The sequence below is a fragment of the Sphingomonas profundi genome, assembly GCF_009739515.1.
GTDB lineage: Bacteria > Pseudomonadota > Alphaproteobacteria > Sphingomonadales > Sphingomonadaceae > Alterirhizorhabdus > Alterirhizorhabdus profundi.
In genome coordinates this window covers 3,775,448-3,796,544 of record NZ_CP046535.1, presented here as the reverse complement: position 1 = coordinate 3,796,544, position 21,097 = coordinate 3,775,448, and the positions used below count along the sequence as shown (strand labels likewise).

Below are 21,097 nucleotides of genomic sequence, written 5' to 3'. Positions count from 1 at the left end.
ACTCCGTCGTCGCCGAGGGCCTAGCCCGGCGACGACGAGGACGGCCGGCTCAGAAGCGATAGCGTACCGTGCCGCCATAGGTGCGGGGCAGCGACCACACCTGCAGCACGGTGACGGGCACCGAGAAGACGGTGTTGACGTAGTGCTTGTCGGCGATGTTGCTGACCCAGCCCTCCACCGCCCAGCGATCGTCGATCTCCGCCAGGCCGACGCGCGCGTTGAACAGGCTGAAGCCTTCCTGGCTGGTGAACGGCCGCGCGCCCTCGTCCGCCTCGAAGAAGATACGGCTGGTATAGCTCCAGTCGCCGCGCAGCTTCAGCTTCAGCGCATCGTTCAGCGGCGTCTCGTAGCTTGCGGCGGCGTTGGCCTGCCACTTGGGGCTGCGGATCATGCGGTTGCCCGAATAATTGGCGGTGCCGGTGACGTAGCGATCATATTTCGCGTCGAGATAGGAGACGCCGCCGCTCAGCGTGAACTCGGGCGTGACCGCGATCAGCGTCGTCGCGTCGATGCCTTTGATCGTGCTCTTGGCGGCGTTCGATATCACGTTGCTGCCGGAACCGGCCGGCGCGGGTGGCGGCAGCAGCACGAACAGCGGCAGCTGCAGATTCTTGTAGTCGTAATAGAAAGCGGCGACGTTCAACTGCACCTTGTTGTCGAGGAACTGGGATTTCAGGCCCGCCTCATAGGTCCACGCACGCTCCGGGTTGAACACCACCGCCGCCAGCGCGGCGTTGGTGCTGTTATACTGGAAGCCGCCGCTCTTGAACCCGCGGCTTGCGGTCGCATAGGCCAGTATCCGGCGCGAGAGCTGGTAATCGATCGTCAGCTTCGGATCGAACGACGACCAGCTCTTGCCCGGCCGCACCGTGAAGCCGGGATAGTAGCTTGGCGGGATCGTCGATGTCGTGGTCGTGGTGATCACCGCCGCCTTCCTGTCGTGCGTGTAGCGGCCGCCGGCGGTGATGTGCAGCGTGTCGGTGAGGTTCGCGGTGATCTGCCCGAAGGCGGCATAACTCTTCGTGCTGATGCGCGTGGCGTAGGTGTTCACCTCGGTCGCGGCCTGGTTTGTCGCGAAGATCGAGTCGGCACCCAGATTGAAGTGGTCCGCGCGACGGGTCTGCTCGTTATAGTAATAGCCGCCCAGCACCCAGTCGATCGCGCCGCCGAAGGTCGCCGCGCCGTCGTCGGACGAGGATAGCCGCACCTCCTGGCTGAACTGGCGCGAGCGTTCGCGATAGTCGAAGGTCCATATATTGCGCGGCGTCGCGTCGAGATCGTAGGCTTGGCCGATGGTGCTGCGGCGATAGGAGGTGATGCTGTTCAGCGTCACCGCATCGCCCCGCCACGCGATCTTGCCGACGCCGCTGTAGATGCTGCGGCGGCTGTAGCCGTCGATATTATAGGCCTCGGAATATTTGTCCGGCGTCGGCGTGTAGGATGGCGAGGACGCCGCCTGCAGGAACTGGCGCGAGCCGGTCGATTCCTGGAGCAGGCCGGGCAGGCTGGCATGCTGATACTCGCCGATCAGGTCGACCGTCAGACGCTCCGTCACATCGGCGGCGAGACGGGCGCGGATGACGTCTCCGTCGTCGCCGTTGCCGCGCCGGCCGCTGGCGGTGTTGCGCGAGAAGCCGTCCCGGTGCCCGGTGCGGGCGGCGATGCGGAAGCGCACGGTGTCGCTGAGCGGGCCGGACACCGCGCCGCGCACGTCATACTGGTTGTAATTGCCGTAGCTCGCCTCGGCATAGCCCTCGAACGTGTCGGTGGGCGCGCGGGTGATGATGTTGATCGCGCCGGCGATGGTGTTGCGGCCGTACAGCGTGCCCTGCGGGCCCTTCAGCACCTCGATCCGCTCGACATCGAGCACGTCGGTGAGCGAGCCGGAGAAGCGGCCCATATAGCTTTCGTCGGTGAAGATGCCGACGGACCCTTCCGAGCCCGGATCGAACACGCGGCTGCCGACGCCGCGCAGATAGACTTGCGGGCGGAGCGTATCGAACTTGCCGACGAACAGACCCGGCGTAAGCCTGGCGACCTGCTCGACATTGGCGATGCCGGCGGCCTGCAATTCGGATGCGCCCAGCACGCTCATCGTGATCGGCACGTCCTGAAGATTCTCGGCGCGGCGCTGCGCGGTGACGACGATGTCCTGGATGCCGCCGTCAGCGTCGCTCGCCGGCACCTGCTCGGCCGGCACCCTGCCCTGCTGCGCGGCGGCGTCCGCAGCCCCGCCCGATGGCTGCGCGGATGCCGCCGTGCCGCATCCGATCACCGCGCACGCATATACAAAGTTCCGCATCACTCCCCCCTGCTGGATACACCTTTGCCGGCTTTCCTTTCACACGACGCGGCGGCTGGCAACTCCCCGATGATCGAAGCTACGTCGGCATCTACGGTCCGGCTTGGTCCACTTCCTCGCACGGTGCCACGTCTGAAAAAGCGGAGGGGCGTATAAGTCCTATATTGACAGGCACACTGGGAAGCCTCAGACGTGTATCCACTTAGCGCGCCGTGGACGAGCGTGGTTCAGGAAGGGGAGACAGGCATGAGACTCACCGCCAAAAGCATGCTGGCCGGCACGGCGGCGATCGGCGCACTCGCTGCCGCGGCACCGGCCGTAGCGCAGGGGCCGGCCGTGGCGCCGCCCACCGCCGGTCCGATGGCGCAGCCCGGCAACGCCGCCCCCGTCGCCGATCCGGTGCCGACCGCCACCGATGCCGGCGGCGAGCCGGCCAGCGCGGATACCGGCATCGCCGACATCGTCGTCACCGCGCAGAAGCGCAGCGAGAGCCTGCAGAAGACCCCCGCCGCCGTCACCGCCGTCAGCGGCATCGCACTCACCCAGCGCGGTATCGCCAACCTGGCCGCCGCGCAGGAGCTGGTGCCCGCCGCGCGCTTCCATCAGGAGGGCAATACCGTGCAGGTGTTCCTGCGCGGCGTGGGCTCGAACCTCGATTTCGCCAACGTCCAGCCGTCGGTCGCCTTCAACTTCAACGGCATCTTCATCCCGCGCGAGGGCACCAGCGTCGGCCTCTACGACATCGACCGACTGGAGGCGCTGCCAGGCCCGCAGGGCACGCTCTACGGCCGCAGCGCGATCGGCGGCACGGTGAACGTCAGCTTCGCCCGTCCCGAATTCAAGAACGGCGTCAGCGGCGTGTTCGAGGCCGGCAATTACGATCTCTACCACGGCACCGTCGTCGGCAATTTGGCCGCCAGCGACACCTTGGCGTTCCGCGCCGCGATCGACTACACTCATCGCGACGGTTACATGACCAGCGGCTCGGACTCGCGGAAGGATTTCTCCGCGCGGCTGAGCGCCCTGTGGCAGCCGACCGACGACGTTTCCCTCTACGTCTGGGGTTATACGGCCGAGAAGAACGGCAATACGCCCAACCTGGTCAACAAGGGCTCGCGGCCCAACTACGATGCGGCCGGCAACCTGACCGGCTTCACCTACGACGAGAACGCCTTCCTGCGGCCGAACCCGTACGACGATTCGCGGCCCGGTCCGCTCGCCGTGACCGCGCCGTTCGGGCAGCCGACGCCATCGACGCAGGACTATAAGAACTGGGTGACGGGCGGGCAGCTGGACGTGAAGCTGGGCGAGGGCGCAACGCTCACCTACATACCCAGCTTCTTCTATTTGAACTCCACCGTGAACGTCTATTGGCTGGGCGTGCTGCCGGCCTACAAGCAGGACATCTATCACGCGACGACCCACGAGCTGCGGCTTGCGGGCGACATCGGGCGGGTCAACTACCTCGTCGGCCTCTACGGCTATCGCACGGTGCAGAGCGGCGAGGCGCTGGTCGGCACCGCCGTCGGCCCGGGCGGGCCGGCGATCCCCGGCACGCCGTTCCCGTTCCACTCCAGCAACGTGCTGCGCAACCGGCTGCGCGGCGCGGCGGTGTTCGGGCAGGTGACGTACGAGCTGACCGACCAGCTGCGCGTGACGGGCGGCGCCCGCTACGGCATCGACGATGTGAATGCGAACGGCATCGCGCTGGACGATCAGGTAACACCTTATCGCTTCAACGATTCGATCAAGCGCTTCGACTACAAGATCGGCGCGCAATATGATGTCGCGCCGCGCATCATGCTCTACGTGCAGTATCAGACCGGCTACCAGCCGCAGACCTTCAACGAGGTGGCGGATCTGCCCGGACGGCCCAACCGCGTTCGCACCGGCACGCTGAAGGCGATCGCCGGCGGTTTCAAGGCGCGCTTCTTCGACAATACGCTGCAGATCAACGACGAGATCTTCTACTCCGAATATCGCAACCTGGCGCAGCAGGCTTATGACGCCAGCAAGCTGTTCAACCCGATCTTCAACGCCGGCAAGGTGACGATCCCCGGCAACCAGCTAGACATCCTGTGGCAGCCGACGGTCGACGATCGACTGAACCTGTCCGTCAGCTACATCAGGAACCGCAACAAGGATTTCGTGACGCCGGACGGCGTGAGCTACAACGGGCTGTCCGGCCCCTATGCGGCGGACTGGACCATCAACGGCGGCATCAGCCACGATTTCCACTTCACCTCCGGCTATGTCCGCGCGCAAGCGGACGCGCGCTACGAGAGCAAGTGGTTCGCGGATTTCGTCCACAATCCCGGCACCCGGCAGGATGCCTATGCCAAGATCAACGCGAGCATCACCTATTACTCAGAGGATGGCCGCTGGAACGCCGGCATCTGGGGGCGCAACCTGACCGACAAGGTGGTGATCGCCGCCACCGCCGCCGCCGGCATCCCCGGCCCGGCGACCGCCTATCTGGACTCGCCGCGCACCTATGGCGTCCGCGCTGGGTTCAAGTTCTGATGGGCGCGCTGGACGGCAAGGCGATCATCGTCACCGGCGCGGCCGGCGGGATCGGCGCGGCGGCCGCGCTGGTGCTGGCCGCCGCGGGCGCGCGACTGGTGCTTAGCGATGTCAACGCCGCCAGCGGTGAGGCGGCCGCCCAGGCGGTGCGCGACGCGGGCGGGGAAGCGGTGTTCGTGGCGGCGGATCTCGCGTCCGAGGAGGCGATCGCCGCGCTGGTCGCGAAGACGGTGCAGATGTACGGGCGGCTGGACGGCGCGTTCAACAATGCCGGCGTCGAGCAGCGGAACAAGCCGCTGGACGAACTGACGCTGGACGAGTGGGATCTGGCGATCCGCATCGATCTGACCGCCGTGTTCCTGTGCATCAAGCATCAGGTGAAGGCGATGCTGGGCGGCGGTGGCGGCGCGATCGTCAACACCGCGTCGTCGCTGGGCCAGGTGGGATTGGCGGGGGCGAGCGAATATTGCGCCGCCAAGCACGGCGTGATCGGCCTGACCCGCGCCGCGGGCGCGGACTATGGCGCGCGCGGCGTGCGCGTGAACGCGGTGCTGCCCGGCATCACCGCCACCCCGATGATCGAACGGCTGAGTGGCGACCCGCAACTGGCCGCCACGTTCGAGCGGCTGAAGCTGCGTCACTCGATGCATCGCTTCGGCCAGCCGAGCGAAATCGGCGATGCGGTGGTATGGCTGCTGTCCGACCAGGCGTCGTTCGTGAACGGCGCCACGATCGCCGTGGACGGCGGCTATCTCTCGATCTGACTGGAGGCTTGCCCATGTACGCTCTCTCCCACGCCATCCCCGTCAACCCGCCCGGGGCGGAGCCGACGCTCGACCGCGATCAGGTGTGGCGCGGGCTGGAGATGAAGGCCGAGAATGCGCTTCCCTTCGTGCCCGGCATGTCGAAGTGCGAGGTCGTCGAGCGCGGCGAGGACATGATCCTGCGCGACGTGACGTTCGCCGGCAACTCGCATCGCGAGAAGATCCTGCTGCACAAGCCGGTGCAGGTGCAGTTCGAGCGGGTGGGCGAGAACGGCTTCATCCAGAACACCATCTCGGATTCCGACGCCGGCCTGCAGCTCACCTTCACCTTCGGCCTGAACTTCCCGGGCACCGAGCCCGGATCGGCGGCCGAGAAGGCCAAGGGGGACGAGATGAAGGGCGCGTATATCGGCGCGGTCGCCGCCACGCTCGATCGCGTGCGGCAGATGGTGCGCGACGGGGAGATCTGACGATGGCGACCGTGCTAGCCGACGATTGGGCGGCGGATTTTTTCCGCGATGCCGACAGTTTCGATCTGCCGACGCTGGTCGGCTGGTTCGCCGACGATGTCGAGGTCCGCTTCGGCAACGCGCCGGCGATCGTCGGCAAGGCCGCTGCCGAAGAGGCGTTCCGCGGCTTCTGGTCGTCGATCTCGGGGATGCGCCACGGCCGCGAATGTCTGGTCGTCGATGGCGCGATGGCGGCGCAGTTCAGCCAGGTCACGTATAAGCGGCACGACGGCAGCGAGGTGACGATGCCGGTCGCCAGCCAGCTGCGCCGGGTGGGCGAGGGCAGGATCGATCGGCTGTGGATCGTCATCGACATGGCCCCCTTGTTCCAGGTGGCGATCTGATGGACCTCACCCGGCGTCTCGCGGGCAGGACCTGCATCGTCACAGGCTCCGGCGGCAGCATCGGCCGCGCCAGCTGCCTGCGCTTCGCCGCCGAGGGCGCCAACGTGGTCGGCTGCGACATCGCGGCGGCGGGCGCGGCGGAAACGCTCGCGCAGGTCGAGGCGGGGGGCGGCACGATGATCTCGATCCACCCGGCAGACCTGACCGACAAGGCCCAGTGCGCGCGGGTGATCGCCGCCGCGGTCGAGGCGTTCGGCGGTGTGGACGTGATCTTCAACAATGGCGCGATGGCGTATTTCGACTGGATCGACACCATCGACGACGAGACCTGGCACAAGACGATCAACCAGGAACTCGACATCGTCTTCCTGATGACGCGGGCGGCCTGGCCGGAACTGGTCAAGACCCGCGGCGCGATCGTCAACGTCGCGTCCCTGTCCGCGTGGGCGGGGATCGAGCGGCTGCCGGGCCTCGCCCACGCAGCGGCCAAGGGCGGCGTGCTGGCGATGACGCGGCAGCTGGCGATGGAGGGCCGACACCACGGCATCCGCGCCAACAGCGTATCGCCCGGCACGATCGAGACCAACCAGACGCGCATGATCCTCGACGATGCCGAGTGGAGTCGCGTGCAGCTGGGCCGCGCGATGATGAACCGCATGGGCCAGCCGGAGGAGGTGGCCAGCGTCGTCGCCTTTCTCGCCAGCGCGGATGCATCCTACGTCACCGGCGCGGACGTGGCGGTGGATGGCGGCGTGCGCGCCTGGTGAACCGAACCTCCGCGCGAGCCGCCGAGCGAGCGGACCGCGCGCCCTGAGACAGGAGAGCGACATGGTGCCGGATCATTGGGTGCTGGAGCGGTTCCGCGCCGTCGATCGCAAGGATATCGACGGGTTCATCGACATGCTGACCGACGACCACCGGTTCGTGTTCGGTGCGCGACCGCCGGTGATCGGCAAGGACGATGCCCGCGTCGTGGTCAACCATTTCTGGACGATGATCGGGCGGCTGCGCCACAATATCTGGCGGCTTACCGAGGCGGGCGAGTTCATCTTCGTCGAGGCGAACGTCGATTACGAGCGGCTTGACGGCAAGGTCGTCACCGTCCCGTGCTGCGACGTGATCCGCACGCGCGGCCGCCTTCTGTGCGAGCAGCGCGCCTATCTCGATCAGGCGGAGGTGTTCGCCGAGGTGGTCGAGGGCAATCGCCGCTGGGGCGACGCGCAGGCCGAGATGGCCGGCGTGGCGGTCGCCTGACATGAACGATACGTCCGCCGGCTTCCGCGACTGGAGCTGCTACACCGCCACCCCGGCCGACAGCCTCGCTTTGTTCGAGGCCGCGCGCGGTTGCCCGGTCGCGCACAGCGACGCCCATGACGGCTTCACCCTGCTGCTGGACTACAAGGCCGTGCGCAAGGCGATGGCCGACCATCGCCGCTTCTCGTCCGAGCCGCAGGTGCTGCGCCCCATGCTGCCGCGCAAGGCGATCCCGGCGCTGGAGATGGATCCGCCGCGCCACGGCGCGTGGCGGGCCATCTTCAGCCAGGCGCTGCCGCCCGGCACGGACGTGCGGATGGAGCCGTTCGTCCGCGCCGACATCCGGCGCCATCTCGCCCGGCTCGCGCCCTCGGGCGGCTGCGACATCGTCGCCGAATTGTGCGAGCCCGTCCCTGCCGAGACGATCTGCCATCTCGTCGGCGTGGACGAGGAGATGGTGCCGGCGATCCGCCGTGCCGCGATCGAGATGTTCGCGGCGCAGGGCGATCCGGAGCTGTTCGGCCACCGCCAGGCCGCGTTCGGCGCGCTGACCGTCACCGAGGTGCACGAACGCGCCGCCCGCCCGCGCGACGATTTCCTGACAACCCTCGTCGGCCTTGAGGTCGAGGGCAGGGTGCTGGACGACGAGGACTTCGTCGTCCTGTTCGCCGCTTTTCTCGGCGCGGGGCATCATTCGACGACGTCGGCGATGGCCAGCCTCGTGTGGGCGGTCTTCTCCGATCCGGCGCTGCGCGATCGCATCGCCGCGGATCGCAGCCTGATCGCGCAGGCGGTGGAGGAGACGTTGCGGCTCTACCCGCCCTTCTACGGCTTCTTCCGCCGCACGGTCTGCCCGGTCGAGGTCAACGGCGTGGACATTCCATCCGGTCATGACGTCTATATGGGCTGGGCCGCCGCCAACCGCGATCCGGCGCAGTTCGAGGCGCCGGACCGCTTCGATATCGATCGCGCCTCCACCCGGCACATGGCGTTCGGCTTCGGCATCCACAGCTGCCCCGGCGCGGCGCTCGCCCGGATGGAATTGAAGGTTCTGCTGGAGGAGCTGCTCGACACTTTGCCCGATCTGTCGATCGGGGAGCCGGTTCCGCCCTTCGCGTTCGGCGGGGGCGACTATTGCTACCTGCCCGCGCTCGACGTCCGCTTCACGCCCAAGACCATCGAGGACTGACATGACCGACGCCGAGAAGCTCGCGCTCATCTGGGACGAGCGTGCCATCACCAAGACGATGCTGAACTTCGGCCGCGCGCTTGATACCGGCGACTGGCCGCTCTATCGCTCCACCTTCACCGACCTGGTCCTGATCGATTTCAAGCGGCTGACCAGTTTCGAGGAGATCCAGGTGGATGCGGACGACTGGACCCGCTTCGCCGAGCTGATCCTGTCCCCCGTGCGCCGACACCATGTCTTCACCAACTTCGACATCAGCGTGGACGGGGACAAGGCGTTCGCCATCGTCTACATGACCGCGCGCCACTGGAAATCGAGCGATCTCGGTGCGTCCGAGTACAACCAGCATGGCTGGTACGACGTGTATTTCACGCGCGTCGACCAGGAGTGGAAGATCAATCGCATCAAGCATGATTTCCAGTGGGTCTCGGGCAATAACGGCATGTTCGACATGACCGAGCCCAAGCTCGCCGAGAACATGAAAATCGTCTTTTGTGACGCCAACCGAGCCGCGGCCATAGCCTCCCTCGGCCTGTAGATGGTCTGCCGACCGGTCACGTGACCGCCTGCGGGCCGCGATGCCTCAGGCGACGATGGGATAGCCCAGCGCGATCGCGTCCCGCTCCAGTCGCAGGACGACGTCGTAATCGGCGTCGCCAAGCACGGTGAAGCCGCGCAGGCCGAGCGTGGCGCAGGTATCCGCCATCGCGGGATCGGCTGCCGCGCCATGCAGCGCCGTGCGCAGGGCCGTCACCTCGGCGTCGCTGGCGGCGGCGCGGGTGATCAGCGGCAGGCTCGGCGTCTTCGCGGTTTCCGCGAGGATGCGGAGAGGCGCCAGCCGGTCGGGCGCGTGCCGCCGGATGTTGCCCCATGTGACGCAATCGATCGCGGCAACGTCGGCAACGCCGTCCACGATCGCGGCGAGGCTCGCGGCGTGTCCGCCCGTCTCGATCACATCGGCGAAGAAGCGGCCGTTCCGGGCGTACGGCGCGATCGTCGCGCGCAGGAGGTTGTAGCCGCTGTTGCTGGCCCGATCGTTGATCGCCGCACGCCGCTCCTCCAGATCCGCCACGGACGTGGCCCGGTTCTCCGCCCGCACGACGATGAAGCTACCGCCATAGGCCCCGCTGCAGCCCGGATGATCGTAACAGGGCGTCGCCACCAGCCGCACGCGCCCGCGCAGCCGGGTGGCAAAGGGGTAGCCGCAGGTCTGTGCGAGGAGCAGATTGGGGCTGAGCCACGCCGCATCGTAGGCGATCGCCTCGTCCGCCGCATCGGGAACGTCGGCGAACCCGGCTGCCCGAAGGGCATCCCGCAGGTGCGCCCACAATGCCCGGGTCGCGGCGCGCACCGCCGGCGGATCGACATACATCGCAAGGCTGACGAGGCGGCCCGCCGGCCCCGCCTCAGCCGACACGGAGCGACCGCACGAACTCCGCCGCCTCATGGGCGTGGATGTGGGTGTGGCGGATCAGTCCCTCGAAATGCGTCTGCATCGTGCGGATCGTCTCCACGCTGTTCAGCACCAGATACATCTGCCCGGCGAACACCGCCACGCGGGCCGATCCGAAGATCGTATAGGGGATGGAGAAGCGTGCGCGTCCATCGAACAGGAAGAGCCGGAACGAAGGATACAGCTCATCGATCAGAGCGGCCATATGGTCCAGCTGCGCCCGCCTGACCTCCGGCGACAGCCCGTTCCAGATACCCGAACCGTCGGCGAACTGCTGGAGCGTCTGGTAGGGCATGCAGGATTCCATGTCGGTGCCCGGTGCGCGATTATAGTCGAGCCGGAAGACCGCCCCCTCCTCCTGGGTCGCCGCGCTCTGGTGGGAAGCCGACGCTTCGTAGGCGATCACGTCGGTAGTGCGCAGCAGATCGGGGATGCGGGCCGGAACGTAGCGGATCTTCATGCCGCTCGCCTCGGCATGCCAGCGCATGAGCAGGCTCGCGCCGTCATCCTCGCCCGTCTCGATCGCCCCGCTCGCGATCATCGCGCCGGTGACGCCCTCGTCCTCCGACAGGCCGAGCAGCCAGTCCAGCGTGACCGCGTGGCGCTCGGCGATGTGCAGCAGCGTCTCGACGCGCGGCAGGCGCGCGGTTCTGGACGAGAGCAGCAGCGACAATGCGGAACGATCGATGCCGATGGAGTGCGCGAACGCCGCCTGGCTGCCGCGTGAACGGTCGAACAGCGTGGTGAGCCGCTGGCTGAATATCCCGGCAAGGTCGCGCTTGTCCAAAGATCACCTCTGATGACTATTGTCACAGGATGATCGTCCCGATGCGCATCGTCAACGGCCCGTCACCATAGACACGTTGATGCAACGGAGAGACGTTGCGACCTTCGAGCGACCATGTACGAACTCACGCAGCACGCGAGACCCACGAACCGCCGGCAAGTCGCCGTCGCCGCGATCGAGTGGCCCACGCTGGGGCTGATCGTCGGTTGCCATGCGATGTGGCTCGTCGCCGGCCTGCTCTACGCGGCGGTGCCGTTCCTGTCGGTGGTGCTGCTGGCGATCACGATCGTGCTGCACTCCTCGCTCCAGCACGAGGCGATCCACCGCCATCCCACGCCATCGGCCGGCTGGAACGAGGCGCTGGTGTGGCTCCCGCTCGGTCTGCTGGTCCCCTATCGCCGCTATCGCACGCTGCACCTGCTGCATCATGTCGACGAGCGGCTGACCGATCCCTTCGACGATCCGGAAAGCTTCTATCTGGCTCACAGCGACTGGCGGCGGTTGCCGTGGATCGTGCGCAGGCTGCTGGCATGGAACAACATGCTGTGCGTCCGGATGGTCATCGGTCCCCTCATCGGGGCAGCGACCTTCCTGTGGGCGGACATGAAGGCGCTGTCTCGGCGGGCCGATCCCCAGGCGCGGCGCCGGGATCGTCTGGCCTGGGCGCATCATGCGATCGGGCTCGCGATCGTCGCCGCGATCGTGCATCTGGGCTTCGCGATGTGGGCCTGGGCCTATCTGCTCGCGGCCTATCTGGCGCTGTCGATCCTCGCCGTCCGGTCTTTCTGCGAACATCGCTGGGCGGAGCGGCCGGCGCATCGGATCGTGATCGTCGAGAGATCGTGGCTGGGCCTGCTGTTCCTGAACAACAATCTGCATTCCGTCCATCATGCCGAGCCCCGGCTGCCCTGGTATGCGCTGCCGCGCGCCTATCGGGAGCGCCGTGCGGACTGGCGCAGGATCAACGGCGGCTATGTCTATCGGGGGTATGGCGAGGTGCTTCGCCGCTTCGCCTTCCGCGCCAAGGAGCCGGTGCGGCACCCGGCCGGTCGCTAGAGGGACGAGGCGTCCAGCGGCCGATCGCGGAAGTGTCGGATGATCCAGTCACGGAACAGGACGATGGCGGGGTCCGCCAGATCCTCGACGTTGGTCTTCAGATAATAGCCGAACCCGTCCGCCGAGACCCGATCATAGGGCATGACGAGCCGGCCCGCCGCAATCTCCTGCGCGAACATGTCGATATCGGCGAGGACCACGCCGGTGGCGACCATCGCGTAGCGCGCGGCGGAGATGGCGGTATCGAACGCCATGCCGCCCGCCGTGTCGATATCAAGCCGCTGCTGGTCGGCATAGGCGCTCCACAGCAGGCAGCGCGGCTCGCCCTCCAGCTTGACGTGCAGCAGTTCGCCGTCGCGGAGGAAGTGTTCGAGCGACTTGTCGGCCGCCGTGGCCGCCGTGGCAGGCGAGCATAACGGCGCCACCCGCACCAGCCGCAGCAGATCCGCGACCTTGTCGTCCACGCGCGGACGATCGAACACGATCGCCATGTCGACGTCGGTGCGCGGCTCGCCGGTGACGTTCGAGGTCAGGACGTCGATGCGGATGTCCGGATGCTCGGCGTGGAAATCGCGCAGCAGCGTGATCGCGTTCTGGTACAGCAGGGATGGCGGGATATGCACGCGCAGCGGGCGGGTCTCGATCTGCTCGTCGCGGATGCCGTTGAGCGCGAACTCCATGCGATCCAGCGACTTGTTCACCACCGGGAGCAGGGTCTTGCCGGCCGCGGTGAGCTTCAGGCCGCTCGGTCCGCGCTCGAACAAGGGCTTGCCGATCAGATCCTCAAGCGTGCCGATGTGCCGGCTCATCGCGCTCTGGGTGACGGTGAGCGCCTGCGCGCCCGCCGTGAAGCTCATGTGCCGGCCCACCGCATCGAACGCGCGCAGGGCGTTGAGGGGGAGCCAGCGGCGATTGATCGGTCGGTCGGAGGCTATCGCTGCGTCTCCCGGAAGGGCTTCAGTCTGCCCGCCGGCCGAAATCCGGTCAAACCCTTTCCATGCCGATCAGGCGCCGCCGATCGCCCGCCTCTGGTCCGCGACGATCGTGCGGGCCGCCAGCACATAGTGGATCGCCGCCCAGAACCCGGTCGGCGCGAGGAACATCAGGGCGGTGCGCAGCGACGCCGCGTCGGCGCCGCCCGGGCCCGCGAAATAGTCGCTGAGCAGGCCGACGCCCTGCGGCGCGACGATCAGGTTGAACACGTTGGCGATCAGCAGCCCGACCACGCTGAACATCGCCCGCATCTTGGGTGGCGACAGGTTCTGCGTCAGCGCCCATTGCGGCCCGAGGATCATGTAGACCGCCGGGATGAACAGCCACAGGCAGAGCGTCGTCACGGGAAGCGAGTCGGTCGAGTAGGCGATGATCGACGGAATGGTGGCGATCGCGTTGATGCCGGCGAGCAGGTACAGGATGCGCCGGGGGTCGACGAAGAAGGGCCGCGCCAGCATCCATGCGGTCAGCAAGGATGCGGCGACGCCCGCGATCAGGTAGATCTGGCCGACGAGGCTTCCGGCCTGCCCGACGTCGAGATGGTAGGAGCGTTGGAGGAAGGTGGGGGTGAACCACATCAGCCCCCATCCCCAGAGCGTCGTCACGCCGTTTGCCATGAAGACGTGAAGCGCCGCCTTTTGGCTGAAGATGAAGCGCAGCGTCTCCATGACGCTCGGCGTTTCCTCGGGCGAGATCTTGTCGAGGCAGCCGCGCTTCGGCTCGCGGATGGTGAACAGCACGACGAGCGCGAGCAGGACGCCGGGCACGCCGAGGACCAGGAACGCGCCGCGCCAGCCATAGGCGTGGGCCGCCGCACCCGCCACGTCCGCGCCAAGCCAGGCGCCGAGCGGCGCGCCCAGGCAGAAGATGGTGAGCGCCATCGGACGCCGCGCGGCGGGAAAGAAATCGCAGACGAGCGAGGTGCAGGCGGGCGATCCGCCGGCCTCGCCGATGCCCACGCCGATGCGCGCCAGCAGCAACTGGGTATAGCTGCGCGCGAAGCCGCACATCGTCGTCATCAACGACCATACGGCCAGCGACACCGCCAGCACGTTGCGGCGGCTGTAGCGATCGGTGATCCAGGCGAGCGGGAAGCCCATGCCGACGTAGAACAGGGCCAGCGACACGCCGGTGAGGAACGCCACGCCGCCGTCCGTCAGGTGCAGTTCCAGCCGGATCTCTTCCAGCACCGTGGACATCACGTAGCGATCGGCGATGTTGATCGTGTAGGCGAGCATCATCACGAACAGCACGTACCAGCGCAGCGCGGGCGATGCGGTGTTCTCTTCGGCAGGTGCCGATCCCATGGTCGCGACGTTGATGCCTGCCATGCGTCACCTGCCCCCTGGTGCCGTCCCGATCCACGCGCGGGCCGATCCGGTTCGAGCCCGGCGGAAAGGTCCGGCGGTGCCCGACGGGCAGCTTATGGTGATGCTTTTGTGAAATCCACTCGCGCGGCGAAGATTGTTGACGGGCCGCAGCCTCGACGAAGTGGCTGAAACGCGCGGCTTTCTCGCAGTGGTGCCCCAGCCGCAGTTTATCACATGGGGGCATGAGCAAATCCGATTGGCTGGCGCGGGCCACTTCCTGCACCCAAGCGGCCGGCTCGCGAGGATCTGGCGGCATGATCGATCTGAATCGGATAGGCGCATTGGTGGCCGAACGGCGCGAGGGGCACTGCCTGCCGCAGGGCCTCTACAATGGCGCCGAGGCGTTCGAGTTCGACATGACGGCCATCTACGGCCGCAGCTGGATCATGATCGGCTTCGAATGCGAGCTGCCGAAACCGGGCAGCTACCTGTCCGAGATGATCGGCACCTGGCCGATCCTGATCGTGCGCGGCCGCGACGGCGAGATCCGCGCCTTCCACAACAGCTGCCGGCATCGCGGCTCCATCCTGTGCCAGCCGGGCAGCGGCACCGCGCCGAAGATCGTCTGCCCCTATCATCGCTGGACCTACGACCTCGACGGATCGCTGTTCGCCGCGATGCGGATGGGCGAGGATTTCGACAAGGCCGAGCACGGTCTGCGACAACTGCACCTCCGGCAGGTATCCGGCGCGCTGTTCGTCTGTTTCGCGGAGGAGCCGCCGGCGTTCGACGACTTCGCCGAGAAGCTGGAAGTCTATCTCGGGCCGCAGCGGATGGAGAATGCCAAGCTCGCCCATCACAGCGTCATCTCGGAATCGGCCAACTGGAAGCTGGTGATGGAGAATGGCCGCGAATGCTACCATTGCGCCATCGGCCATCCCGAGCTGGCGCGCACCTTTCCCGTCGGCGTGAAGAAGCATTTCGACGCGGACGGGGACGATCGCCTGCTTGCCTTCCTGAACACCATGACGGAGCATGATCTGGCCAGCGAGGCGATCGAGGGCAGCTGGTGGCAGCTCGCCCGCTTCGCCCTCAATCCCGATGTGGTGACGCTCTCGATGACGGGGCAGCATGTCGTCGGCAAGCTGATGTGCGACCATAATGACGGCTATGTCGGATCGATGCGGCTGGCGATCGATCCCCACTGCTTCATGCACGCCACCGCCGATCACGTCTTCATCTTCAGCGCCATGCCCGTCTCGCCGACCGAGACGCACGTGTTCGGCAAATGGTATGTCCACAAGGATGCGGTCGAGGGCGTCGATTACGATGTCGAGAGCCTGATCGAACTGTGGACGCGCACCAATCTGCAGGACAAGGAACTGGCGGAGAACAATCAGCGCGGCGTCAACAGCCCCGGCTTCGTGCCCGGCCCCTACTCGGCCGAGGCGGAAAGCCTGGCCCTGCGCTTCACCGACTGGTATTGCGACACCGCGCAGGCATATCTCGCCCATGTCGCCTGAACACCCTGCGAACTACCGGCCGGAGACGCTGGCCGTCTCCTTCGGCTACGATCCGGCGCAGGCGCTCGGCGCGGTCAAGCCGCCGGTCTATCTGAGCTCCACCTTCATCTATCCGTCGGCGCAGCACGCCAAGGACATCCACCGCGCCTATTTCGACAATGAGGGGCCGCTGGTCGGCAGCGGCAGCCATATCTACGCGCGGCTCGGCCATCCCGGTCTCGACATACTCGAAAGCCGGCTCGCGGCGATCGACGGGGCGGAGGCGGCAGCGGCCTTCGCCAGCGGCATGGCGGCGCATTCCTCGATCGCCCTCGCCTTCGTGCGGCCCGGCGACAGCGTGCTGCACGGGCGGCCGATCTACGGCGGCGTGGACATGCTCTACGGCGCGGTGATGCCGGAGTTCGGCGCGTCGGTGGAGACCTATGTCGACGGCACCGATCCGGAAGGCGTGCGCGCGGCGGCGGCGGCGGCGATGGCCAAGGGGCCGCTCGCCCTGATCGTCGCGGAGACGCCGGCCAACCCGACCGCCGCGCTCGTCGATCTCCGCCTCATGGTCGCGGTGGCGAACGAGGTGGCGGAGCGACAGGGGCGGCGCCCGCTCGTCGTGGTGGACAACACGCTGCTCGGTCCGTTCGCCCAGCGCCCCATCGCGCATGGCGTGGACCTGTGCCTGACATCGCTGACCAAATATTGCGCGGGGCACAGCGACCTTCTCGCCGGCGGCATCAGCGGCCGGCTGGAGCTGGTCCAGAAGCTGCGGGCACTGCGCACCACGTGGGGCAACCATTGCGATCCGTTCACCGCCTGGCTCGTCGTCCGCTCGCTCGAATCCGCCAGCGTGCGGATCGAGCGGGCGATGCTGAACGCGCGGGCCGTGGCCGGCTGGCTGCGCGAACATCCAAAGGTCGCCGGCGTCACCTATCTGGGCTTCCTGGAAGAGGGCAGCAGGGCGCGCGCGGTCTATGATCGCCAGTGCACCGGGGCGGGCTCCACCTTCTCCTTCCATCTCCACGGCGGCGAAGCGGAGTCGTTCCGGATGCTCGACCGGCTGCGGCTGCTGAAGCTGGCGGTCAGCCTGGGCGGATCGGAGACGTTGATCTGCCATTCCGCGAGCACGACCCATTATGCCGTGCCGCGCGATCTGCGGATTGCCGGCGGCATCACCGACGGCACGATGCGGCTGTCCATCGGGCTCGAGCATCCCGACGATCTGATCGCGGATCTGGCCCAAGCGCTTGAGGCAGTATGACGATGGGTGCCGTGCAACCGACCGATCCCCATGCCCTGAACGGCAAGCTCCCGGCGCCCGAGGCGCACTATGACGTCGTCGTGATCGGCGCCGGGCCGAGCGGGATCGCCGCCGCCGTGGCGGCAGCAGGCGAGGGTCGCTCCGTCCTGCTCGTCGACGAGCATCCGGTGCCGGGCGCGGCGATGGGCAACGACGTGCCGCTGTTCTTCGGTGGACGCATGACCCCCGCGACGCTGAATGCCGAGCGGATGCTGGAAACGGTGTTCATGAGCGAGCCCGCGCTGGAGGCGGCGATGGAGGCGGGCGTGGAGCTGCTGCTCGGCACCTGCGCATGGGGCGTGTATCGCAACGGCGCCGCCTTCGGCACGCTGCCGCAGCAGGTGGTGGGCCTGGCCGATGCGGGCCGCTCCTGGCTGGTCGGCTTCGACCGGCTGGTGCTGGCGACCGGCGCGCGTGATCTCGCGATCGGCTTTCCCGGCTGGAACCAGCCCGGCGTGATGGGCGCCGCCGCGCTGACGATGCTGCTCTCGCGCTACGATGCTTTCGCCGGCAAGCGCGTGCTGTTCGTGGGCTCGCACGATCTGGCGCTGGAGACCGCCCTGCTCGCGCGCGACAAGGGTGTCGCGGTGGCCGGGCTGATCGAGGTGCGCGATGCGCCGCAGGGCCGCGCCGATCTGGTGGAAGCGGTGCGATCGGCCCAGATCGCGATCCACACCGGCGACGTGGTGGCGCGCGCGGAAGGCGGCATCGATGGCGTCGAGCGGGCGATCCTGCGATCCGGCACGGAGATCGCGTGCGACACGATCTGCCTCGGCATCGGGCTCGTGCCGTGTATCGAGTTGCTCGACGCGATGGGCGGCGGGCGGACGCTCGACCCGATGCGCGGCGGCTACATTCCGGCCGCGGACCAGACGATCGGGTTCGTCGGCGACTGCGCCGGCCTGCCCGATACCGGCTTCGACCATGTCGCCTACCGCATGGACTGGGCGGCGGCACTGGGGGCGGTCAGCCCGGCCGACACGATCGTGTGCCAGTGCGAGGAGGTGACGCGGGGCGATCTGATCGGCGTGCAGCCGCCCAATTACCTCGCCCGGCCTTCGGCGATGGCGGCGCGGTCGCTCGGCACGCTGATCGACGACGGCCTGCCCCACCCGGACCAGATCAAGCGGCTGACGCGCGCCGCCATGGGCGTCTGCCAGGGGCGGCGGTGCCGCGATCAGGTCGCGATGATCCTCGCGCTGGAGGCGGGCAAGCCGTTCGGCGCGATCCCCCTCGCCTCGCACCGCGCGCCCGTCCGGCCGCTGCCGCTGCGGATCCTGGCCGATTGGGAGGAGGCGGACATGATGCGCGCGGGCTGGGACGTGTGGTTCGGCATCCCGACGCAGTGGATCCCCTATCGCGATATCGGCACCCCGCGCGAGCAGGAGCGCCTGACGGCCGGGGAAACCCTGTGGGCGCGATGAAGGTCGTCATCGTCGGCGGCGGCGTCACCGGGCTCAGCTCGGCCTGGTGGCTGGCGCGCTCGGGCGTGGACGTGACCGTGCTCGACAAGTTCATCGTCGGCTGGGAAGCCTCCGGCCGCAACGGCGGCGGCGCATCCCATTATGCCAGCCCGCTGTTCGACGAGGAACAGCGCATGTGGCCGCAGATGGACGCGCTGCTCGGCTATCCCACGGAATTCCAGCCGGAACGCATCATCATCGCGGTTACCGAGCGCCAGCTCGCGGCCTATCATTATCTTGCGACCATGATCGTCGGCATGGGCTACCGCGTCGATATCTTCGATGCGGCCGAGGCCCGCGCCCGCGTGCCGATGGCCGGCGACAATTGCCTGGGCGGCATCCAGTACCGCTTCGGCGGCCACGCCAACCCGCAGCGCACGGTGCAGGCTTATGCGTGGGCGTTGCAGGATCTCGGCGGCCGGATCGTGCAGCACAGCCCGGTGAGCGGGTTCGAGACACGCGGCGACAAGGTGGTCGCGGTGGAGAGCGCGACCGGGCGGTACGAGTGCGACGCGGTGGTGGTCGCGGCCGGGCCGCAGACCGGCTTGCTGATGGCCAAGCTCGGCGTGAACGTGCCGTTGGCGGCGGCGCGCGCGGAGATGATCGTGACCGAGCCCGCGCCGAGGATGCCGCTGGGCGGGGTGGACGGCAACGGCCTCTACGGGCGCCAGACCTTGCGCGGCAATCTCGCTTATGGCGGCGGCCCGCACGAATGGATCGAGATCGGCGAGGCAGGGCCGGCGGCGCGGCCCACCTCCCCGCTCACCCGCAATCTCGCCCGTCGGGTGGCGGAGCTGCTGCCGGGCGCGGCGCATCTCAACGTGATCCGCAGCTGGGCTGGCGTCATCGAGAATACGCCCGATGGCCGCCCGATCATCGACCGGATGGGCGATCCCGAGAATGTCGTCGTCGCCACCATGTCCAGCGTCGGCTTCGGCCTGTCGCCCGCCTCGGGTCACGCGGTGCGCGATCTGGTGATCGAGGGCGAGTGCACCTTCACCGACCTCGGCAAACTCGCGCTCTCCCGCTTCGACGGGCTGGCGCCGGACTGGGTGCAGCGGCAGGGCTGGCAGCCGCTGGCATGAACCGCTACTCGGCATTCGGCCTGATCCGCGGCGCGATTGGCGGGCACAAGCATTGGCAACCCGCCTGGCGCGATGCCGAACCGCGCGCATCCTATGACGTGATCGTCATCGGCGGCGGCGGCCACGGCCTCGCCACGGCCTATTATCTCGCGAAGGTGCACGGGCTGCGCAACGTGGCGGTGCTGGAGAAGGGCTGGATCGGCGGCGGCAATGTCGGCCGCAACACCACCCTGGTCCGCTCCAACTACCGGCTCAAGCCGCTGCACGATTTCTTCGAGTTCGGCCTCAAGCTGTGGGAGCATCTGAGCGACGAGCTGAACTACAACGTGATGTTCTCGCCGCGCGGCTCTCTCGTGCTCGGTCATTCCGATGCGGACATGACCGTGCTGGCGCAGCGCGGCGACGCGATGGCCTGCGACGGGATCGACGCCGAACTGCTGACGCGCGATCAGGTGGCGAAGATCGAGCCGCTGCTCGACATGTCGCGCGATGCGCGCTTCCCGATCGAGGGCGCGCTGATCCAGCGGCGCGGCGGCACCGCGCGGCACGACGCCGTCGCCTGGGGCTATGCCCGCGCCGCCGATGCGCTGGGCGTCGACATCATCCAGAAATGCGAAGTGACCGGCTTCGTCCGCGACGGCGACAGAGTGACCGGCGTCGAGACGACACGCGGCCGAATCGGCGCGGGGCGCGTGGGCATCTGCGTCGCCGGGCATAGCGGCCATGTGGCGGACATGGCCGGCCTGCGCCTGCCGATCGAATCGCAGACCCTGCAGGCGCTGGTGACGGAAGGCGTGAAGCCGATGGTGCGCAGCGTCGTCCAGTCACACTCGATCCACTGCTATATCAGCCAGTCCGACAAGGGCGGGATCGTGATGGGCGGCGATCCGGACAATTGGCCCAGCTACGCGCGGCGCGGCCAGCCGACGATCGTCGAGGGCGCCATCGCGCAGGCGATCGCGCTGATGCCGGCGCTGTCGCGGCTGCGGATGCTGCGCACCTGGTCCGGCGTCACCGACATGAGCTTTGACGGATCGCCGATCATCGGCACCACGCCGATCGCCAACCTCTTCCTGAACGGCGGCTGGTGCTATGGCGGCTTCAAGGCGACGCCCGCCTCGGGCTTCACCTATGCGCACACGCTGGCGACGGGCACGCCGCATCCGCTGGCGATGCCGTTCGCGCTCGATCGCTTCGCGCGGGGCGCGACGATCGACGAATCGGGCGCCGGCCCGCTGCCGAACCACCGCTGAC

19 protein-coding genes are annotated in these 21,097 nt (G+C 67.8%); 14 read left to right on the top strand and 5 right to left on the bottom strand.

Annotation, left to right across the window (positions count from 1 at the left end; translation table 11 throughout):
• Window positions 1-49 precede the first annotated feature (49 nt).
• On the bottom strand, window positions 50-2,302 hold the full coding sequence (locus GNT64_RS17980) for a TonB-dependent receptor (protein WP_156680767.1): 2,253 nt from the start codon (window positions 2,300-2,302) through the stop codon (window positions 50-52).
• A gap of 246 nt (window positions 2,303-2,548) precedes the next feature.
• Here GNT64_RS17980 and GNT64_RS17975 point away from each other — a divergent pair, with 246 nt between their 5' ends.
• The 8 genes from GNT64_RS17975 (at window position 2,549) to GNT64_RS17940 (ending at window position 9,423) form a co-directional block, all read left to right on the top strand.
• Window positions 2,549-4,825: a TonB-dependent receptor gene (locus GNT64_RS17975; protein ID WP_156680766.1), complete on the top strand. Its 2,277-nt coding sequence runs from the start codon at window positions 2,549-2,551 to the stop codon at window positions 4,823-4,825.
• Window positions 4,825-5,589 (top strand): SDR family NAD(P)-dependent oxidoreductase, encoded by a 765-nt coding sequence (locus GNT64_RS17970; RefSeq protein ID WP_156680765.1) that lies wholly within the window; start codon window positions 4,825-4,827, stop codon window positions 5,587-5,589. Before GNT64_RS17975 ends, GNT64_RS17970 begins: the two co-directional genes overlap by 1 nt.
• Window positions 5,590-5,603: 14 nt before the next feature.
• Window positions 5,604-6,059: an SRPBCC family protein gene (locus GNT64_RS17965; protein ID WP_156680764.1), complete on the top strand. Its 456-nt coding sequence runs from the start codon at window positions 5,604-5,606 to the stop codon at window positions 6,057-6,059.
• Between the two features lie 2 nt (window positions 6,060-6,061).
• The gene (locus GNT64_RS17960) at window positions 6,062-6,442 is read left to right on the top strand and encodes a nuclear transport factor 2 family protein (RefSeq protein ID WP_156680763.1); all 381 of its coding nucleotides are present in this window, start codon (window positions 6,062-6,064) and stop codon (window positions 6,440-6,442) included.
• Entirely contained in the window at window positions 6,442-7,209 is a 768-nt protein-coding gene (locus GNT64_RS17955) for an SDR family NAD(P)-dependent oxidoreductase (protein ID WP_197277082.1), read from the top strand. Before GNT64_RS17960 ends, GNT64_RS17955 begins: the two co-directional genes overlap by 1 nt.
• Window positions 7,210-7,270: 61 nt before the next feature.
• The gene (locus tag GNT64_RS17950; protein ID WP_197277081.1) at window positions 7,271-7,696 is read left to right on the top strand and encodes a nuclear transport factor 2 family protein; all 426 of its coding nucleotides are present in this window, start codon (window positions 7,271-7,273) and stop codon (window positions 7,694-7,696) included.
• A 1-nt stretch (window position 7,697) separates the two neighbouring features.
• Window positions 7,698-8,885 carry a cytochrome P450 gene (locus GNT64_RS17945; protein ID WP_156680761.1) on the top strand — a complete coding sequence of 396 codons (1,188 nt, stop codon included), beginning with the start codon at window positions 7,698-7,700 and terminating at the stop codon, window positions 8,883-8,885.
• A gap of 1 nt (window position 8,886) precedes the next feature.
• Window positions 8,887-9,423: a nuclear transport factor 2 family protein gene (locus tag GNT64_RS17940; protein WP_156680760.1), complete on the top strand. Its 537-nt coding sequence runs from the start codon at window positions 8,887-8,889 to the stop codon at window positions 9,421-9,423.
• Window positions 9,424-9,468: 45 nt separating this feature from the next.
• On the opposite strand, the gene GNT64_RS17935 is transcribed toward GNT64_RS17940, so the two are convergent.
• Window positions 9,469-10,302: a phosphate/phosphite/phosphonate ABC transporter substrate-binding protein gene (locus tag GNT64_RS17935; RefSeq protein WP_197277080.1), complete on the bottom strand. Its 834-nt coding sequence runs from the start codon at window positions 10,300-10,302 to the stop codon at window positions 9,469-9,471.
• Window positions 10,292-11,125 (bottom strand): transcriptional regulator, encoded by an 834-nt coding sequence (locus GNT64_RS17930; RefSeq protein ID WP_156680758.1) that lies wholly within the window; start codon window positions 11,123-11,125, stop codon window positions 10,292-10,294. The genes GNT64_RS17935 and GNT64_RS17930 overlap by 11 nt, the downstream gene beginning before the upstream one ends.
• A gap of 114 nt (window positions 11,126-11,239) precedes the next feature.
• Between GNT64_RS17930 and GNT64_RS17925 the strand changes: the two genes are divergently transcribed.
• On the top strand, window positions 11,240-12,181 hold the full coding sequence (locus GNT64_RS17925; protein ID WP_156680757.1) for a fatty acid desaturase: 942 nt from the start codon (window positions 11,240-11,242) through the stop codon (window positions 12,179-12,181).
• Here the strand turns inward: GNT64_RS17925 and GNT64_RS17920 are convergent.
• On the bottom strand, window positions 12,178-13,068 hold the full coding sequence (locus tag GNT64_RS17920) for a LysR family transcriptional regulator (RefSeq protein WP_156680756.1): 891 nt from the start codon (window positions 13,066-13,068) through the stop codon (window positions 12,178-12,180). The two genes, GNT64_RS17925 and GNT64_RS17920, sit on opposite strands and share 4 nt — an antisense overlap.
• Window positions 13,069-13,185: 117 nt before the next feature.
• Window positions 13,186-14,505, bottom strand: a complete 1,320-nt coding sequence (locus GNT64_RS17915; RefSeq protein ID WP_231639086.1) for an MFS transporter — start codon at window positions 14,503-14,505, stop codon at window positions 13,186-13,188.
• Window positions 14,506-14,798: 293 nt separating this feature from the next.
• On the opposite strand from GNT64_RS17915, the gene GNT64_RS17910 reads away from it, so the two are divergent.
• Genes GNT64_RS17910 through GNT64_RS17890 form a run of 5 tightly spaced genes read left to right on the top strand, consistent with a single transcriptional unit; the run spans window position 14,799 to window position 21,096 of the window.
• Complete coding sequence (locus GNT64_RS17910; RefSeq protein ID WP_156680755.1) at window positions 14,799-16,007, top strand: aromatic ring-hydroxylating oxygenase subunit alpha; 1,209 nt, start codon at window positions 14,799-14,801, stop codon at window positions 16,005-16,007.
• Window positions 15,997-17,256, top strand: a complete 1,260-nt coding sequence (locus tag GNT64_RS17905; protein WP_156680754.1) for a cystathionine gamma-synthase family protein — start codon at window positions 15,997-15,999, stop codon at window positions 17,254-17,256. The genes GNT64_RS17910 and GNT64_RS17905 overlap by 11 nt, the downstream gene beginning before the upstream one ends.
• Before the next feature lie 2 nt (window positions 17,257-17,258).
• Window positions 17,259-18,719 carry an NAD(P)/FAD-dependent oxidoreductase gene (locus GNT64_RS17900; protein ID WP_156680753.1) on the top strand — a complete coding sequence of 487 codons (1,461 nt, stop codon included), beginning with the start codon at window positions 17,259-17,261 and terminating at the stop codon, window positions 18,717-18,719.
• Entirely contained in the window at window positions 18,716-19,843 is a 1,128-nt protein-coding gene (locus GNT64_RS17895; protein ID WP_156681737.1) for an NAD(P)/FAD-dependent oxidoreductase, read from the top strand. Before GNT64_RS17900 ends, GNT64_RS17895 begins: the two co-directional genes overlap by 4 nt.
• Window positions 19,840-21,096: a sarcosine oxidase subunit beta family protein gene (locus GNT64_RS17890; protein ID WP_156680752.1), complete on the top strand. Its 1,257-nt coding sequence runs from the start codon at window positions 19,840-19,842 to the stop codon at window positions 21,094-21,096. The genes GNT64_RS17895 and GNT64_RS17890 overlap by 4 nt, the downstream gene beginning before the upstream one ends.
• Window position 21,097 lies beyond the last annotated feature (1 nt).

Coding starts and splice junctions, on each gene's coding strand:
- GNT64_RS17980 (WP_156680767.1), bottom strand. CDS start 2,302: ATGCGGAACTTTGTATATGCGTGCGCGGTGATCGGATGCGGCACGGCG.
- GNT64_RS17975 (WP_156680766.1), top strand. CDS start 2,549: ATGAGACTCACCGCCAAAAGCATGCTGGCCGGCACGGCGGCGATCGGC.
- GNT64_RS17970 (WP_156680765.1), top strand. CDS start 4,825: ATGGGCGCGCTGGACGGCAAGGCGATCATCGTCACCGGCGCGGCCGGC.
- GNT64_RS17965 (WP_156680764.1), top strand. CDS start 5,604: ATGTACGCTCTCTCCCACGCCATCCCCGTCAACCCGCCCGGGGCGGAG.
- GNT64_RS17960 (WP_156680763.1), top strand. CDS start 6,062: ATGGCGACCGTGCTAGCCGACGATTGGGCGGCGGATTTTTTCCGCGAT.
- GNT64_RS17955 (WP_197277082.1), top strand. CDS start 6,442: ATGGACCTCACCCGGCGTCTCGCGGGCAGGACCTGCATCGTCACAGGC.
- GNT64_RS17950 (WP_197277081.1), top strand. CDS start 7,271: ATGGTGCCGGATCATTGGGTGCTGGAGCGGTTCCGCGCCGTCGATCGC.
- GNT64_RS17945 (WP_156680761.1), top strand. CDS start 7,698: ATGAACGATACGTCCGCCGGCTTCCGCGACTGGAGCTGCTACACCGCC.
- GNT64_RS17940 (WP_156680760.1), top strand. CDS start 8,887: ATGACCGACGCCGAGAAGCTCGCGCTCATCTGGGACGAGCGTGCCATC.
- GNT64_RS17925 (WP_156680757.1), top strand. CDS start 11,240: ATGTACGAACTCACGCAGCACGCGAGACCCACGAACCGCCGGCAAGTC.
- GNT64_RS17915 (WP_231639086.1), bottom strand. CDS start 14,505: ATGGCAGGCATCAACGTCGCGACCATGGGATCGGCACCTGCCGAAGAG.
- GNT64_RS17910 (WP_156680755.1), top strand. CDS start 14,799: ATGATCGATCTGAATCGGATAGGCGCATTGGTGGCCGAACGGCGCGAG.
- GNT64_RS17905 (WP_156680754.1), top strand. CDS start 15,997: ATGTCGCCTGAACACCCTGCGAACTACCGGCCGGAGACGCTGGCCGTC.
- GNT64_RS17900 (WP_156680753.1), top strand. CDS start 17,259: ATGGGTGCCGTGCAACCGACCGATCCCCATGCCCTGAACGGCAAGCTC.
- GNT64_RS17895 (WP_156681737.1), top strand. CDS start 18,716: ATGAAGGTCGTCATCGTCGGCGGCGGCGTCACCGGGCTCAGCTCGGCC.
- GNT64_RS17890 (WP_156680752.1), top strand. CDS start 19,840: ATGAACCGCTACTCGGCATTCGGCCTGATCCGCGGCGCGATTGGCGGG.